The sequence below is a fragment of the Planococcus sp. SSTMD024 genome (assembly GCF_041320495.1).
GTDB lineage: Bacteria > Bacillota > Bacilli > Bacillales_A > Planococcaceae > Planococcus.
In genome coordinates this window covers 346,154-360,581 of record NZ_JBGGNS010000022.1, presented here as the reverse complement: position 1 = coordinate 360,581, position 14,428 = coordinate 346,154, and the positions used below count along the sequence as shown (strand labels likewise).

Here is a 14,428-nt window from a genome sequence, read left to right as displayed (position 1 = left end):
CAGAAGGCTTTGACTTTCAGGCTGCTGCACAGATTTTCCTTATCATACCATATGCCTGATCGTTGCCATGGCCAGCAGGCGATTCCAGAATTTCCGTTGCATCGTTCACGTATCCAAGCTCTTCTCCAACACAATCTTCAACTGCCCGCGCTGATCGATTTCGGTTGCCACAACATCGAATCCTGTTTGAATGTTCAGCAGCAGCATCCCGCGCCATTTGTTCATCGTTTTCGTGCGGACGGCTTCAAAGCCCATAATTTTCAAGTCTGCGTGCTGCCTTCGCATCAGTTCGGAGGCTATACCGAGCTTCCGGAAATCCGGGCGCACGCCGCCGAGCCAGCTGTAGAAGGTTTGGCCGTCCAGGCCGTAGCCGATCTTATAGCCCGCGACTTGACCGTTTACTAAAGCCACGTAGACCAACACGTGCTCTTGGCTGTTCAGCTTCTCCAGCCAATGGCCTGGCCCGCCGAAAATTTCCCGGTGCAGCGCCGTGATCTCTTCCACTATGTTTTTAGGCGGCTCGGAAATGAATTTTTGATAGCTGATGTTCATAAGTGCGCCTCTTTCTGTGTGAAATCATTGTATAATCTCCACTGCTGTATTCTCAAGAACTAAAAACATTGACTCCTCAGCTCAATTTGGCGTTTTCCCTCTAACGGTCTTTAAAACTTCAGCAACTCCCATCGCTATTAAGCCATTTAGCGTTGCAAATACCGAATATAAAAGGGCTTGCCCGCTTTCACCATCTGATGCAATGGAGGTGATGATGGTCAGAACTCCCGCGAGCATTATCAATAAACCGAATATGTACAGCATTAAAACCAGCTTCATATAATCCCCTTTCTTCTCTACTTTAAAATATAAAGAGTTTATGTCCTACCGGTTGCCGTCACTCGTTTCAACGATTCAAATATCTGCGAGTACAACACCAGTATATGTTCCTCCGTGAGCATCAGATTTAAGTTAAAAAGTTGAAGACATCGAAATAGATCACAAAGGTAACTGCCGAGATCCAGACCGCCATCTCGCTCAGTGTCAAAACGGCCTGTTTCGGCTGTTCGGAGTGCTTCCATTGGAAATAGGCCCTGACGAAGGCGTCTGTTGCTATCCAAGCAATAAATAACAATAAGTAAAGAGTCACAGGAAGTTCGCGATACAATACCAAATAAATAAGGAGAATGCTCACTAACATCCAGCTCCACCTCACCCATCGTTCGACCTTCCGGTGCTGCTCGTTAATGTAATCATAGGAAAAGAAATCCTTTTTTTCTTTTTCAACCTTCAATAACTTCCTCAGGATAAACTTTACTATGGAGACGAGTACAACAATCCCTAGAATAACCGATCCGATTTCCAGCCACATAGGCGCACCTCCTTCATTGAATTCTTTATGCTTTACAACGATGGTAACATTTATTGGAAAAAATGTTATCCATAATTTCTAAAAATCTTCATACAAAAACCCCGCTGTCCGTCAGCGGGGTTCGTTTATATGTATTAAAAGCGCTTCATCTTCTTCTGGGACATCGCGGCTTTCATTCGCGGGTAGTTGGCGATCGTGCCGCCGTCGATGCGCAGGTCAATGCCGGTGATATAGGAAGCCGAGTCGCTCAACAAGAACTCGATCGCGGAGGCGATTTCTTCCGGCTCCGCTGTCCTGCGCAGCGGGGTGTGGTCGAGCATGGCCTGAATGTCTTCGTACGCATCGGGCACATTCATCATGCCGGGTGATACCGAGTTGAGCCGTGCGCCTTTTTCGCCCCACGCCCAGGCCTGGTCTTCGACGATCAATTGGACGGCGAGTTTTGACATGCCGTTGGCCGCGCCCGCATCCCCTTGCGTGAACTGCTCGAGTGTTTCAACCAGATTGGCGGCGAGCTGTTGTTTCAAGACGTCCATATACTGGCCGTTTTGCGGTACCATATAGGCGGTCATCGATGACACCATGACGGCGGACGTCGTTTCATTCGCAAGCGGCAAAAATGCCTCGAGCATGTGGCTCATGCCGATGACGTGATCGGCCATCATGCGTTTTGAATCCTTCACGTTCGATAAGCCGGCCGCATGGACCAACCCCCTGAAATGGCCCAGATTGGCCACCTTCCCTGCTAAGTGTTCAACCGCTCGTTTTGATGTCAGGTCAATCGTTTCGCAGTGAATATCGGTGATGCCTGCTTGCCTGAGCTGTCGCTTCGCCAGCTGGAGGCATTTTTCGCACGGGTCCGCCAACAGCAGCGTGCCTTTTGGGCCGATGTGCTGGGCCAAGGCGATGGCCAGCTCTTCCGAACCGCCTGTGATCACATAAACATCCTTCGTCATGAGCAATTCCCCCTGTTATCTACTATAATTAGCATAAGCGTAATTTCCGTAAATAATACGAGACATTTTCTGTGATTTTGTCCAACGAGGTGACATAAATGATAACAGCGAAACAAACCATTACCGAAACTTTCATCCACTTGCTCTCGGAACAGGATTTCGAGGCCGTATCGGTCAAGGACATCGTCGCCTATGCCGGCATTTCCCGCTCCACGTTCTACCTGCATTTTACCGATAAATACGAATTGATGGACGCGGTCCGCAGCCAGTTGAACGGGCGGCTCTTGCAGATTTACGCTGAGCCGTCGGATGCCGAGACAATCAACTTGAAGATCTGCCGACACGTGTTCCGCTACCGGTCGTTCTACCACCAGGAATTTTCCGATGCCGGGCGCATCCACGAACTCACCAGCCGCTTCGCCGGCCAGCTTGAGCATGTTTTCGGCGATGAGGACCTCGCCGTCTTCGCGGGCTGGGGCACGATCGGCTATTTGGCATCCTGGGTCAAAGGCGGCTTTGCGATTGCGCCGCAGGAAGCGTCGGATAAATTAATGAAAATCATCTTCGCCGATTGGACGGCGAATTTGGCGGAGGCCCGGGAACGGAGCAGTTGAACTATTTTTCGCGGCGAAGAACAGCTTGAAAGCTAACCCGCAAAACGAAAGGACTGGTGTGATGACTTTGTATCGAATCTTAATTTTCGGGACTTTGGCGGCTCTCACGCTTTGGCTCATCACTGATTTCTTTCCAAGCACATTGGATGCGCTCGGTATTTCCACTTGGCTCATCCTGGCTGCTCTCGCTTGCCTCGTCATCGCCATATTCATCACGCCGAATCGTGACGGCCAACCGCCAGAAAGAGGAAAGCATTCCAAATTGACCTTTACCGCTGTCGGATTGGGTTACCCAATTTTGCTGATGGCGCTGCTCACCTTGCTTGGCGGTGAATCGAGCACGGGTTACTCGCTCGCAAGCCCCCCTGTGTGGATAGCGGTGGCCGTCTTTTTGTGGCTCAGCTATTCCGATGACAAAAAAAGCATACAAGAAAAAAATGCAAGAATCCAGAGAATAGGACGAACCCCTCCAGAGGCGGAAGGGGTTTTTTGCGTCACGAAATCTTCACAGCAAAAAAGCGATTCAGCTCAATCGCTTTTATCTCGAGCTATCTTTGTTAGACTGAGGGGAAGGCGAATATATGCCAGCTAGGAGAGGATTTTTAAAATGAAAACCTATTGGCTTATTATTGCTGTATTGTTGCTGAACTTGTCTCTGCTATTGATCAACGATTATTTCCCGGGCACACTCGTCGAACTTGGCATTCCGCCGTGGATCTTGTTTGTGGTCATCGTGTTGATGGCCATCTTCAGCTGGGCCACGGTCAAGCCACGCCGCGAGAAGAAGCGTTACATGATCATCTTTCCCGCATTGATGGTTGGCGTGCCGCTTTTGGTGATCGCTGTTTTGACAGCGCTCGGCGGCGAATCCCAGAACAGCATTTCGCTGACGAGCCCGGTCTTATGGATCGTCGCCGCTGCGGCGTTGTGGATTTCCTGGATTGAGTACATGCGGGCATCGGAGAAAAAAGCAGAGAACGCGTAAAGTTTGCATGAAAAAAGGCTCTTCCATTCGGGAGAGCTTTTTTTCATGCGCGATCAGTTTTTAAACGCCAATTCCGCTTGCGCCAAATGCTGTTTTAAAACCGGCAAAGACGCAGGGCCGACGCCGTGAAGCGCCAGAATGTCCTTTTCGGTATAAGTAGATAGCTTCTCCAGCGTATCGATTTGTTCCTGCAGCAATGCATTTCTCGCCGGTGCACTGAGCTCTCGGAGAAATTCCCTGTGCGGCTTTCGTTCTTCGTTGCATACCGGGCATGTCGGACAGTCGCTGCTTTTGTAATAGCGGTGGCCGTGATCGCAAATACGCAATGTCTTTTCTGCAGCCATGTTCATCGCTCCCATCGTTTTCTCCATTATAAAACACCGGACATGATTTTTGGCGTTCGCCGCAAATGAAAGATGCCTGCCGAAGCGGCGGATGTTTTGTTACACTAGGAGGACTTATTCCTGCATCACAGAAAGGATTTTTAGCATGAAAACCTATTGGCTCATCTCGGTTGTCCTCCTGCTCAATCTATCGTTGCTTTTGATCAACGATTATTTCCCGGGCACACTCGATGCAATCGGCATCCCGGTGTGGCTGTTGTTTGCGATCATGGCGGCCATGATCGTCTTGACCGCGCTGCGCTTGAAACCCGACAAAGAAAAGCATTTCCTCATCTTCTTTCCGGTCGTTTCGGTCATCTATCCGCTCCTGTTGCTGTTCGTCCTGACGGCTCTTGGCGGCGAATCCGCGAGCGGCTTGTCGCTCACGAGCCCAATTCTTTGGATCGGTGTCATCGTGACGCTCGCCGTGTTCCGCAGAACGTACCGAAAAGCGCAGGAAGAGGAAGCGCAACAGGCATAAAAACGAAAAAAGGCTCTTCCATAGCGGAAGAGCTTTTTCTAATCAGCTTGTTGCGTGAACGTCAGTACAGCTTACTTTCGATAAACCCTCTCCGTTGCTCCAAAAACGGCGGCAGGTACAGCGGGATTGCATCGAAATCGGCCCCGCCGCCTTCAGGTTTTTGAAAGTCGGTTTGCTCGGTGGCGACTTCGATCAATAGATCGTTCGGTTCACGGTAATACAGCGAGCGGAAAAACTCGCGATTTTTGATGCCGGAATAAGGGAAGTTCTTCGACACGATGCGTTTTTCCACAGCCAAGAGCGCGTCGTCATCATGGGCGTTCAAGGCGATGTGATGGACCGCACCGGCGCCGTTTACTTCGAGATTCCGCGCACGGTCTTCCACCAGATGCAGCTCTTGGCCAAATAATACGCCGGGGCGTGTGAGGACGCTGACTGTTTGGCCATTGTCCGTGAACTCATCCGTCAGTTCCAGGCCGAATATTTCGCCGAACGAGCGTGCGGTCGCTTTCGCGTAGCGCACGCGGGCGTGGACGGCTTTGATCCCGAAGATGGCGTGCTCTTCCGGAACGTCCCCTGATGTATATGGATAACGGTCGGATGCGTCCCAGTCGACTGGCTGCAGTCCGAGCTGGACGCCGTCTTGATCTTCAAAACGCAGGATTTTCGTATCGTGATAGTTTTCAATTTCGCAATTAAAGACGCCCGCTTCCCGCAGCCGCTGTTCCCAAAAGCTTAGCGACGCTTCGCTTGGCACCGCGAAAACGGTGCGCTCGAGCGCATTCGTCCCGTAGGCCTTCGCTTGGCCTTGCTTTAACTCGAAGACACTGAATTCGGTGCCGGGCCGGCCGGTCGTGTCGCCGAAAAACAGATGGTACATTTCCATGTCTTCCTGGTTGACGGTTTTCAATAGGAAATCGAGCCCGAGTAGCTTATGATAGAACTCAAATGATTGCCTGCTGTCGCGGTTGATGACCGATACGTGGTGTATGAGCGCACTGTTCATAGGCACACATCCTTTTAAATTTTTTGGAGTGGGGGAAAAGTTCATGGATTATTTCAGCATCGACGGAACCGCCGATGAGCGTTTTGTGCTGTTTCACGGCACCGGCGGTAACGAGTACAGCCTGCTTCAAATTGCGGGAGACGTGAATCCGAACGCACATATTTTATCGTTTACGGGCCCAGTCGGCGAAGGGGCCGAACGGCGTTTTTTCCGCCCGCTTTCACATGGCCGCCTGGACCGCGTGGATTTTGAACAGCGCGTCGCAGATTTCCTCAACGAATGGCGGGCGCTTCCCGATTCAGACCTGCATACGACCTTCATCGGCTTCTCCAATGGTGCGAACTTCTTGCTCGGCGTGCTCGAACAAGCACCGGATATCGCAGACAAAATTGTCCTGATGCATCCGTCGAACCTCGGCTACCGCTTTCCACAAGGAAGCGATACGCATATCTTCATCACTGCCGGGGCGACAGATCCAATTTCGGTGCCCGGAGACGTGATGAAGCTTGCGAAACAGCTCGAGACGGCGTTTCCGAACACCCGCCTCCAGCTGCTCGACGGTGCCCATCAAGTGAGCGAACAGGAAATCGATTATTTAAAAGCTGCACTCGCCCGCTGAAGCTTTTCTTGTAGTATAAACAACATCAGCTGATTCGGCTCTCCCGCTTGTGGAGAGCTTTTTTCGTGCGCGTTTATTTACGCGCGACGAGCACATACAAGGATGGGGCAGGGAAGAATTTCTCCGTCACTTCAAATCCCGCTGCTGTGAGCTGCTGTTCCAAACCGTTAGATGTTAGGCGCGGCGCTTTGGGCCCGCCGGTTTTCGGTTCGAGTTCGATGGCGATCAATCGCCCGCCTGGCTTCAACAGGCTGTGCATATTGTCGAGCACCGGACCGAGCGGCGTGATTTCGTGCAGGACGAGTGACGCGAGGATAAGGTCGAGTGAGCCTTCCGCAAGCGCGGCGTCTGTTAACTCGCCGCTCCGGAGTGCGATGTTTTCGATAGCTGCCGCTTGTGCTTTATCGCCGATCAGAGCGAGCATCGATGGATCCGTGTCGAGCGCATGCACCGTTTCATCGACTCGCCGTGCGAGCGGCAAGGTGAAATAGCCGGTGCCTGCCCCGAAATCAAGGATGCGATCGCTTTTTTTGATGTGCAACCGATCGAGCAAAGCTTCCGCTGTCAGCCCGCCATTTCGCTGCGGGTTGTCCAAATAGGCGATTTTGTTATGGTGCTTGTGCATAAGCTCCCTGTTTTCTGCATGGTTCATTCGCCGAACCGCTCTTCCGTGAAGGCCGCGACCACACTGGTGGCAGCGAGGCTTCCTTGTCCGGCTGCGATGATCAATTGCGCCGACCCCATGGAAATATCGCCGCAGGCAAAGACGCCTTCGACATTGGTGCGCTGCATCGGGTCGGTCTCGACTCCGCCGCGTTCATTGATATAACAGCCCAAATCTTTCGCGATGGAGGTAGACTGGTGCCACTCGGCTGTGACAAATCCGCCGGAGCGCTCGATTGTCGTGCCGTCTTCGAACGTGATGGCGCGCAGCTTGCCGTTTTCGCCGTCCAATGAGCGAATCGGTTCTTCGTAGACGAGGACGCCGTGGTGCTCAAGCGTTTTCTGTTCACTCGGCGTGATGTGTTTTTTGCCGTTGGTCGCGATGATCAGATTGTTCGTCCAGTTGGAGACGACTTTTGCGAGATGCCCCGCTGCTTCATTTTCCGAAATGATGACCAATGGCTCGTTTCGCATTTCATAGCCGTCGCAGAACGGGCAGCTGAACAGGCTTGTGCCGTAGAATTCCTGCACGCGCGGAATGTCGGGCAAAGTTTCCGTGAATCCGGTCGCGAGAATCACTTTTTTTGCGTGAACGACTGCCCCGCCTTCGGTTTCGATGCGGAACGATTTCTCTTCTTTTGTCACTGTTGCCACGCGGCTCGTGTCGATCTGGATATCCGGATAATGCGTGAGTTCTTGTTGGGCCAATTGTTTTAGTTCCTGGGGATTGATCCCGTCGCGCGTCAAAAATCCATGCGATTCGTGCGTCACGCGGTTTCTCGGTTGGTTGTCATCGAACAGCACGGTCTTTTTCAATGAGCGGCCGAGCACGAGCGCCGCGTTGAGCCCCGCCGGCCCGCCGCCGATAATCGCACAATCGAGCACAGTTCCCTGATCAGTAAATGAATCGTTCATTTCCCATCGCCTCCTTGGTGTTGTCCTGCCTGTTCCGCAATGTCCACTAACAGCTGCTTCTGGAGTTCTTGTTTCATATTGGCTTCGGCGTCCCGCATGACTTTCTCGATCAGGCAGCCTTCGTGGCGATGGAGCGTGCAGTCGAATAAATGGCTCTCGCCTTCAATCGCCTGAATCACGTCGAAAAACGAGATGTCCCGCTCGAAGCGTGCCAACCGGTAGCCCCCTTTTGCGCCTGGCGTCGATTCGATCAAGCCGGCTTTCGTCAGCTTCGTCAAGATTTTCGACAAATAAGTCGGCGATAAATGCTGGGCTTTCGCCAGTTCCTGCACGCCGATCGACGCCTCCCGAGGCAAGCGGATCAACTGCACCATCGTATGCAAAGCATAGTTCGTGGCATTTGAATATTTCATCGGTCATCCTCCTCTAAATCTTTCACAGATATCAAAGACTCTTGTTGTCTGTAATTAAACCCAATTTACCATTGGCGATTGTTCCCGTCAACAAGAAACGCTCCGTTTTTATTTCCCGGGGAATGAAAAGCTTCGAAGAAAATGAAACCGGCTGACATTCATTCGAGTATAGTAATGACAAGAACTTTTAAAAGGAGTGTTGTGCGATGAATGAAACCAGATTGAACATGATAGACCTTTTAGTAACCGTTGTAGTTTACGGCATGCCGATCCTCATCATTCTGTTCATCATTTATGTGCTGCGCAAAAAGAAAGCGAATAAAAGCTGAGCCCGGCATGCACCCTGCTTTTTGGGGATCCGAGGTGAAACCATGAAACTCCCAACAGGCATTACCGGGTTTACGGACGCCGCGTCCAATGAACTTCCGAAAACCGATGGCAAGCCGTTTAAACAACTATGCTTCGCCCTCTCTCTTCGCCCATCGATCCAATTCATGTCGTTTACTGAACCTGGGCTCTCTTCCAATCATTACTGCGCAGAAATGAACGCAGGCGGAGATGCTGTCTTTATCCTTCTGAACGCTCATTTTCCTTATCTCGCTTTCGCGTCTTCCTGCCGCTCTGGAAGCTATGAATTTATCGGCTGCGCCGGCTGGGAGGAGGTTTTTTCGCCTTCTTATCATGTGCTCTCCACTGCTGAATTGAACGTGCCGCTTGATAGGGAACAGCTAAACGCGCTACAGTTAAACGAAGCCGAATGGAAACAAGCGGCTTATTGGGAACCGAAAACGACAGGCCAATTGATTTTCAACCATTGGGACTGACAAAACGACAAGGAGTTTGGATATTATGGCTGCTTCGCAAAACTACAATCCTGAAAAAAGCTTAAAAATTGTTATGACACTCTATGGCGCCGCCCTGTTCCTGGGGCTCGCGATTTCGATTTTTGCGCATCACCTCGAAGATGTCGGCGGATTCCTGAGCTTTCTCGTGCCGGCAGCGGCGCTGTATTTCTTCGTCTTGTTCGCTTATTTCAAGGGAGGCTCGTTCCAAAAGATCGCTTACGGCCTCATGGCAGTCATCGGACTTATCAGCCTGTTTATGATCTTCTACTTGGAACTTACCGGCGGCCATTAACGAATCCACTTCCCGGCATCAAACTCATCTAAGTGTGCTATAATTCGCTTAACGATTGAGCGAATATTCACACGAAAGGAATGAACAGCATGAACGAGAAAGTCCTTTTTGTGCTACTGGATGAGTATGCGGACTGGGAAGCGGGATCTCTGGCGGCGGCATTAAACGAAGAACCGGAAGGCGACGGCCGCAGGTTCGAGGTGAAGACGGTGTCGCTGACGAAAGATCCCGTCACGTCAATCGGCGGCTTCACCGTCTTGCCGGATTATAGTATCGATGACGCCCCGGCAGAATTTGCCGGATTGATCCTGATCGGCGGCAATTCCTGGCGCAAAGACGGCAGCGAACGCGTCATGGAACTGGTCGACAAAGCGGTCAGCCAGCACGCGGTGATCGGCGCCATTTGCGACGCCTCGGTGTTTCTCGGAAAAAACGGCTTATTGAACGATGTGCCGCACACGAGCAATCATTTGGAAGATTTGCAGGAAACGGCTGGCGACAGCTACACGAACGAGTCCCGTTATCTCCAGCAGCAAGCCGTCCGCAGCGGCCAGCTCATCACCGCAAACGGCTCCGCATTCCTCGAATTCGGCAAAGAAGTGCTCGAAGCGCTGAACGCTGCACCGCAAGCGGAAATCGATGAATGGTACGGCTTTTTCAAGCAAGGCTATTACGATTACTTGAAGTCGCAGCAATAGTACGTAAAAACCCCTTGGTTCCGACTCGGAACCAAGGGGTTTTTTGCTTATTTGTGATTGAGTGAGTAGATCAAGTGGTCGACCCACTCGCCGCCTTCATAAAGAAAAGCTTCCCGCACGCATTCAAATTTCATGCCCGCCCTTTCGGCCAGCCGGACGGAAGCTTTGTTATCGAGGTTGATATGCGCTTCGATCCGGTGGAAACCGAGCTGGGTGAAGGCGATGTTCAGCGCTTCTGTGACCGCTTCTTTTCCATACCCTTGTTGCCAATATTGATTGTGGATGGTGTAGCCGATGCGTCCCCACTGGAATTCCTGCCGCGCCAATGTCGAAAAATCGACCATACCCACATGGCGCCCGTCTTCTTTTTGGAAGACGCCAAATACATGGGCGATATCGCCTTTTGCGAGTTGCTGGTGTTTTTCGACAAGCTCTGAGAACCACGGCTCCGTGCACTCCTCCATATCCAGCCGGCCCGGGTCGTAAGCGTGTTTGGATGGAGAACGGCCGTTGAAGCCTTTCAGCCACTCAGCGTAATCCCCGATTTGTAGCGGCCGGACAATCAATCTTTCTGTTTCGGATCTTGCTTCGAATTTTTCATTTGCCACTGTTTTCTCTCCTTGAATGCTTCATCGGCAGTTTCGTTGTTATTTGGACAAGCTCAGCGTGATTTCGCCTGCAAGCGCTGGATCACTTGCTGTACCGTCGAAAACGTCAGCAAGTTTTGGCCGTCATCTTTGATGCTGACGATTTCTATCGCCGTTTTGGGACTGATGCCGGAAATATACAATTTGCTCCCCATTAACCTCAGCACATCTTGGATCATCAAGAGATTGGTATAGAGGAAATTCTTCTCCCAAAGCACACCCGTTACATCGATGATGATGTGCTTGGTGCTAGTATCGCGGACGAAATGGCTTAATTTGGCTGTGAGGGCATCGAACCGGAGATTGTTCATTTTTCCGACCAATGCGACGGCACCGATATTGTCATCAATCGGCAGAATCGGCAGCAATTGCTCGTTGATTTCCTGCTCTTTTTCGTTCAGCTCCACTTGCTGTTCCACTTCCTGGGTGATGTCCGTTTGGGTGCCGATGAAATACAAATGGCCGTCCATGATGACGGGTTCGATGTTCAACCGGTTCCAAAACGTCGTGCCGTCTTTCCTGTAGTTTTCCAAGGTGACGGTAACTTTCTCGCGCTCCTCAATCGCCCTCCTTATTTTCCCAATGGTGAAACGATCGGTATTGTCGCCTTGTAAAAAGCGGCAGTTTCGCCCGATGATCTCGTGTTCTGCGTACCCTGTCAGTTGTGCGAAGGTTTCATTATAGTAGATGATCGGGTTGTCTTGTTGTTCGGGGTCTGTAACGACGGCCGCTACCTGGCTGCCGTTCAGCATCGCTTCCAATAAATCACTTTTGATTTCTGTTTGTAAGTGGTTCATGTTCATTCTCTCCGATCTATATGGGTTGGTTTGTTCACTGGCGGTGCACCCTTTCTCGCGTGGGATCGGAGATAGGTCATGGTTCGATTTCTCTTAGCGCCGCGGCCAGCCGCAGCGCAAAATTCATTGGCGGCTCTAAGGATTCCATCGCCACTTCAATGACATTCTGGTTCATGTAGACACATTGGCGAAACGCAATCGGCAGCGGAATCGGGAATGTGCGCAAACTGCCTTCAAACGCCAAAATCTCTTCGGGCAAAATGTACACCGTGGCTTTGTTGACGGCTGCCCCGTCTTGCTGGAAATGTTCGAAGCTGACGTCCATGTCCAGCTTAAAGATGAACAGGCTCGGCCCGAGGAAAATCTCCAATTTCTTGGTTTTCGTGAAGCGGTATTTCCCGTTTCGGTATTCACAGCGCGCTTTCAAAACCTTTTGCACTTTTTCTGCAATCATTAACTCTTCGTTCACTCATACCGCCCTTTCCTCTTGCTCCACGATTCCCACATTTCCTGATGATGTTCTATACCCGAAAATATGGCTTTCGTCCCGTTCATTGAAAATTTTTATGAGTCCTTTGCACAAATCAAACTGTAATTTAAAACCACATTGCACGATCTCTTTACTTGACCGCTCCGGTTGCGGGCCTGCGGTTAATGATGGTGGCCGGAATTTCCCGCATCCAGTGCTGGCCCTTGTTTTAAGCTGTCGAGTTCACTTTCGGACAGTTCCCCGACGATGAATTGGTAATGCGGATTGCTGATGGCGTCCCCGCTTCCTGCGTGCACTTCCAGGAAATACAGCCCGTCGCTTCTGAAGTTGGCTTGCATTTCGTAGACGCCGCCTCCTGCTGCTTGCGCTTCTTTCATCGGATAAGGAATTGAACCATCCTGCTTGCGCACTTCAAAATGAACAAAACTCGCTTCGTTCACCGGTTCGCCGTTTTGTTTCAATTCCAGTTGAAAACGCACAGTTTCACCGGGAGCGACGTCTTCCGGCATTTCCGCCGTGATGTGCAGCGGCGCTTCTTGCTTGTACAAATCCGCCGCATCGCTGCGCACAGAACAAGCACTCACTAGTAATACGGCGACAGCCGCTGCAAGCGGCCCATAGATTTTCTTCATTCCCGATCCCCCTTTCATGCATTCAACCATTTTTTCACGGCCGGCAGGCGCTGGATCAACAGCTTATCGAACAGCCAGACGATGACCATCGACAGCCCCGCAAGCGGGAACAGTAAGCCGAGCACGATCATCAATAGCAAAAATGATTTTGTTTTGAACAGCGGCGGCGCTTTCGGTGCGCCCATGCCTTTTTTCGGCTTGCGCTTCCACCAGAGATACACGCCGCTGACGGCTACAAACACAATGCCGAGGCAGATGAACAGGCTGATCAATTGATTGAGCAGGCCAAACTGTGAGCCTTTATGCAGCGTGATGCCCCAGGCGACGACTTTGCCGATGACGCCGTAATTATCGTAGCGGTAATCGGCCAGCACCGCCCCTGAATATTGGTCGATGTGCATCGTTGCCTCGTCCTGTGCTTTTGGCGGAAACACGGATAAGGTATAGACGCCCTCGGGTTCTTGCGGGATGAACACCGAGTAGGACGGATGAATGCCTTCCTGATCGGCAATCTCCACCACTTTATCGAGCGGCAGCGGGACCAGCCCCTGTACCGATGACAGCGGCACGTCAAAAGTCTCTGCTGCCCATGGCACTTCTGCGATGTCCTGCGTTTCAACGTCCGATTTCGGCGCGTCTCCAATCCAGACAGACGGCGGATAACCTTCTCCCGTGTTGGTCACCATCGCCTGGAAATTGGTTCCCCAAAAGCCCGACCACGGAAGTCCCGTCATGATCAAAAATAATAATCCGGCAGACAGCCAAAATGCCGGCACTGCGTGGAGGTCTCTTCTGCGAATTTTCGGCCCTTGACGGAGGCGCGGAACCAATACACCGCCCGCTCCGTTCATCTTTTTCGGGAACCACAAGAACAAACCGGTGACGATGAGCACCACTGCCCAGCTCGCCGCCAGCTCAACAATGCGGTCGCCAAGCGTCCCGGCCATCAGCTCGCCGTGGATTTCTTCGATTTTGTCCATGATGCGGTCGTTGTTGTTCATTTCGCCAAGTGATTCTCCGGTATATGGATCGATAAATACCGTCATCGACATGCCGTCCGCTTCGACCGTCACTTCACTCGAACGCGACTCATCTTCACCGGGGCGGTAGGCCGTAACGATGCCTTCCGGATACAGCCGGTTTACTTCCGACAACTGTTCTGATACCGACACCCGCTCTTCTTGCGCTTGGACTTCGTAATAATCCGCATACAGCACATTTTCAATTTCTGCTTTGAACAAATATACTGACCCGGTGATTGCGAGCAGCACCAAGAGCGGCGCAAACAAGACACCTGCGTACAAGTGCCAGCGCCAGACGGATTTATAGAACTGCCCGTCTTTTGCCTGTTTCGTTTTTTCAGCTCCTGGCTTCTCGCGTTTTTCATTCGCCATCTGCTTCCGCCTCTTTCTGTTGCATTTTTCTATGTACTTGTTTGCTTCTATACAGTAAACGTGAAAACGCCGGATTTAGATTAAATCGAAAAGCTGGCTCTTTACATTCAGCTAAAAAAAAGAGGGATGCGCCATCCTTCAGCGCATCCCTCTTCTTCAGTGCTTCCTCCATTCAGCACAGGCTTTAAACGACAGGCCAATTATTCTGCTTTGACCTTATTATATACCGAATCGC

23 protein-coding genes are annotated in these 14,428 nt (G+C 51.4%); 9 read left to right on the top strand and 14 right to left on the bottom strand.

Annotation, left to right across the window (positions count from 1 at the left end; all coding sequences use genetic code 11):
- Nucleotides 1–105: 105 nt before the first annotated feature.
- The 4 genes from AB9R92_RS10650 to AB9R92_RS10635 all read right to left on the bottom strand — a co-directional run bounded on the left by AB9R92_RS10650 (nucleotide 106) and on the right by AB9R92_RS10635 (nucleotide 2,319).
- On the bottom strand, nucleotides 106–552 hold the full coding sequence (locus AB9R92_RS10650) for a GNAT family N-acetyltransferase (RefSeq protein WP_370669427.1): 447 nt from the start codon (nucleotides 550–552) through the stop codon (nucleotides 106–108).
- A gap of 81 nt (nucleotides 553–633) precedes the next feature.
- Nucleotides 634–831: a hypothetical protein gene (locus AB9R92_RS10645; protein WP_370669426.1), complete on the bottom strand. Its 198-nt coding sequence runs from the start codon at nucleotides 829–831 to the stop codon at nucleotides 634–636.
- Nucleotides 832–958: 127 nt separating this feature from the next.
- A complete protein-coding gene (locus tag AB9R92_RS10640) occupies nucleotides 959–1,363 on the bottom strand; it encodes a DUF4181 domain-containing protein (protein ID WP_370669425.1) in 405 nt (134 codons plus the stop codon).
- 134 nt (nucleotides 1,364–1,497) lie between these two features.
- Nucleotides 1,498–2,319: an SDR family oxidoreductase gene (locus tag AB9R92_RS10635; protein ID WP_370669424.1), complete on the bottom strand. Its 822-nt coding sequence runs from the start codon at nucleotides 2,317–2,319 to the stop codon at nucleotides 1,498–1,500.
- Between the two features lie 98 nt (nucleotides 2,320–2,417).
- Here AB9R92_RS10635 and AB9R92_RS10630 point away from each other — a divergent pair, with 98 nt between their 5' ends.
- The 3 genes from AB9R92_RS10630 to AB9R92_RS10620 all read left to right on the top strand — a co-directional run bounded on the left by AB9R92_RS10630 (nucleotide 2,418) and on the right by AB9R92_RS10620 (nucleotide 3,918).
- Nucleotides 2,418–2,933: a TetR/AcrR family transcriptional regulator gene (locus AB9R92_RS10630; RefSeq protein ID WP_370669423.1), complete on the top strand. Its 516-nt coding sequence runs from the start codon at nucleotides 2,418–2,420 to the stop codon at nucleotides 2,931–2,933.
- Between the two features lie 61 nt (nucleotides 2,934–2,994).
- The gene (locus AB9R92_RS10625) at nucleotides 2,995–3,525 is read left to right on the top strand and encodes a hypothetical protein (RefSeq protein WP_370669422.1); all 531 of its coding nucleotides are present in this window, start codon (nucleotides 2,995–2,997) and stop codon (nucleotides 3,523–3,525) included.
- A 15-nt stretch (nucleotides 3,526–3,540) separates the two neighbouring features.
- A complete protein-coding gene (locus tag AB9R92_RS10620) occupies nucleotides 3,541–3,918 on the top strand; it encodes a hypothetical protein (protein ID WP_370669421.1) in 378 nt (125 codons plus the stop codon).
- A gap of 53 nt (nucleotides 3,919–3,971) precedes the next feature.
- Here the strand turns inward: AB9R92_RS10620 and AB9R92_RS10615 are convergent, their stop codons facing one another.
- Complete coding sequence (locus tag AB9R92_RS10615) at nucleotides 3,972–4,262, bottom strand: RNA polymerase alpha subunit C-terminal domain-containing protein (RefSeq protein WP_370670096.1); 291 nt, start codon at nucleotides 4,260–4,262, stop codon at nucleotides 3,972–3,974.
- A gap of 145 nt (nucleotides 4,263–4,407) precedes the next feature.
- On the opposite strand from AB9R92_RS10615, the gene AB9R92_RS10610 reads away from it, so the two are divergent.
- Nucleotides 4,408–4,782, top strand: coding sequence for a hypothetical protein (locus AB9R92_RS10610; RefSeq protein ID WP_370669420.1), 375 nt, complete (start codon nucleotides 4,408–4,410; stop codon nucleotides 4,780–4,782).
- 61 nt (nucleotides 4,783–4,843) lie between these two features.
- Here AB9R92_RS10610 and AB9R92_RS10605 read toward each other — a convergent pair whose 3' ends face one another.
- Nucleotides 4,844–5,788, bottom strand: a complete 945-nt coding sequence (locus AB9R92_RS10605) for a VOC family protein (RefSeq protein WP_370669419.1) — start codon at nucleotides 5,786–5,788, stop codon at nucleotides 4,844–4,846.
- 43 nt (nucleotides 5,789–5,831) lie between these two features.
- Between AB9R92_RS10605 and AB9R92_RS10600 the strand changes: the two genes are divergently transcribed.
- Nucleotides 5,832–6,407: an alpha/beta hydrolase gene (locus AB9R92_RS10600; RefSeq protein ID WP_370669418.1), complete on the top strand. Its 576-nt coding sequence runs from the start codon at nucleotides 5,832–5,834 to the stop codon at nucleotides 6,405–6,407.
- A gap of 73 nt (nucleotides 6,408–6,480) precedes the next feature.
- Here the strand turns inward: AB9R92_RS10600 and AB9R92_RS10595 are convergent, their stop codons facing one another.
- The 3 genes from AB9R92_RS10595 to AB9R92_RS10585 are packed head-to-tail and all read right to left on the bottom strand — an operon-like array spanning nucleotide 6,481 to nucleotide 8,398.
- Entirely contained in the window at nucleotides 6,481–7,059 is a 579-nt protein-coding gene (locus tag AB9R92_RS10595) for a class I SAM-dependent methyltransferase (protein WP_370669417.1), read from the bottom strand.
- On the bottom strand, nucleotides 7,056–7,985 hold the full coding sequence (locus AB9R92_RS10590) for an NAD(P)/FAD-dependent oxidoreductase (RefSeq protein WP_370669416.1): 930 nt from the start codon (nucleotides 7,983–7,985) through the stop codon (nucleotides 7,056–7,058). The genes AB9R92_RS10595 and AB9R92_RS10590 overlap by 4 nt, the downstream gene beginning before the upstream one ends.
- The gene (locus tag AB9R92_RS10585; RefSeq protein WP_370669415.1) at nucleotides 7,982–8,398 is read right to left on the bottom strand and encodes an Rrf2 family transcriptional regulator; all 417 of its coding nucleotides are present in this window, start codon (nucleotides 8,396–8,398) and stop codon (nucleotides 7,982–7,984) included. The genes AB9R92_RS10590 and AB9R92_RS10585 overlap by 4 nt, the downstream gene beginning before the upstream one ends.
- 206 nt (nucleotides 8,399–8,604) lie before the next feature.
- Here AB9R92_RS10585 and AB9R92_RS10580 point away from each other — a divergent pair, with 206 nt between their 5' ends.
- The 4 genes from AB9R92_RS10580 to AB9R92_RS10565 all read left to right on the top strand — a co-directional run bounded on the left by AB9R92_RS10580 (nucleotide 8,605) and on the right by AB9R92_RS10565 (nucleotide 10,233).
- Complete coding sequence (locus tag AB9R92_RS10580; protein WP_370669414.1) at nucleotides 8,605–8,727, top strand: hypothetical protein; 123 nt, start codon at nucleotides 8,605–8,607, stop codon at nucleotides 8,725–8,727.
- A 42-nt stretch (nucleotides 8,728–8,769) separates the two neighbouring features.
- Nucleotides 8,770–9,222, top strand: coding sequence for a hypothetical protein (locus AB9R92_RS10575; protein ID WP_370669413.1), 453 nt, complete (start codon nucleotides 8,770–8,772; stop codon nucleotides 9,220–9,222).
- 25 nt (nucleotides 9,223–9,247) lie between these two features.
- Nucleotides 9,248–9,535 (top strand): hypothetical protein, encoded by a 288-nt coding sequence (locus tag AB9R92_RS10570; protein ID WP_370669412.1) that lies wholly within the window; start codon nucleotides 9,248–9,250, stop codon nucleotides 9,533–9,535.
- Between the two features lie 89 nt (nucleotides 9,536–9,624).
- Entirely contained in the window at nucleotides 9,625–10,233 is a 609-nt protein-coding gene (locus tag AB9R92_RS10565; protein ID WP_370669411.1) for a type 1 glutamine amidotransferase family protein, read from the top strand.
- 47 nt (nucleotides 10,234–10,280) lie between these two features.
- On the opposite strand, the gene AB9R92_RS10560 is transcribed toward AB9R92_RS10565, so the two are convergent.
- The 5 genes from AB9R92_RS10560 to AB9R92_RS10540 form a co-directional block, all read right to left on the bottom strand.
- A complete protein-coding gene (locus AB9R92_RS10560; protein ID WP_370669410.1) occupies nucleotides 10,281–10,841 on the bottom strand; it encodes a GNAT family N-acetyltransferase in 561 nt (186 codons plus the stop codon).
- A 53-nt stretch (nucleotides 10,842–10,894) separates the two neighbouring features.
- A complete protein-coding gene (ytvA, locus tag AB9R92_RS10555; protein ID WP_370669409.1) occupies nucleotides 10,895–11,677 on the bottom strand; it encodes a YtvA family blue-light photoreceptor in 783 nt (260 codons plus the stop codon).
- A 76-nt stretch (nucleotides 11,678–11,753) separates the two neighbouring features.
- Nucleotides 11,754–12,146, bottom strand: a complete 393-nt coding sequence (locus tag AB9R92_RS10550) for a hypothetical protein (RefSeq protein ID WP_370669408.1) — start codon at nucleotides 12,144–12,146, stop codon at nucleotides 11,754–11,756.
- Between the two features lie 182 nt (nucleotides 12,147–12,328).
- On the bottom strand, nucleotides 12,329–12,799 hold the full coding sequence (locus tag AB9R92_RS10545) for a FixH family protein (RefSeq protein WP_370669407.1): 471 nt from the start codon (nucleotides 12,797–12,799) through the stop codon (nucleotides 12,329–12,331).
- A 14-nt stretch (nucleotides 12,800–12,813) separates the two neighbouring features.
- On the bottom strand, nucleotides 12,814–14,193 hold the full coding sequence (locus AB9R92_RS10540) for a PepSY-associated TM helix domain-containing protein (protein ID WP_370669406.1): 1,380 nt from the start codon (nucleotides 14,191–14,193) through the stop codon (nucleotides 12,814–12,816).
- Nucleotides 14,194–14,428 lie beyond the last annotated feature (235 nt).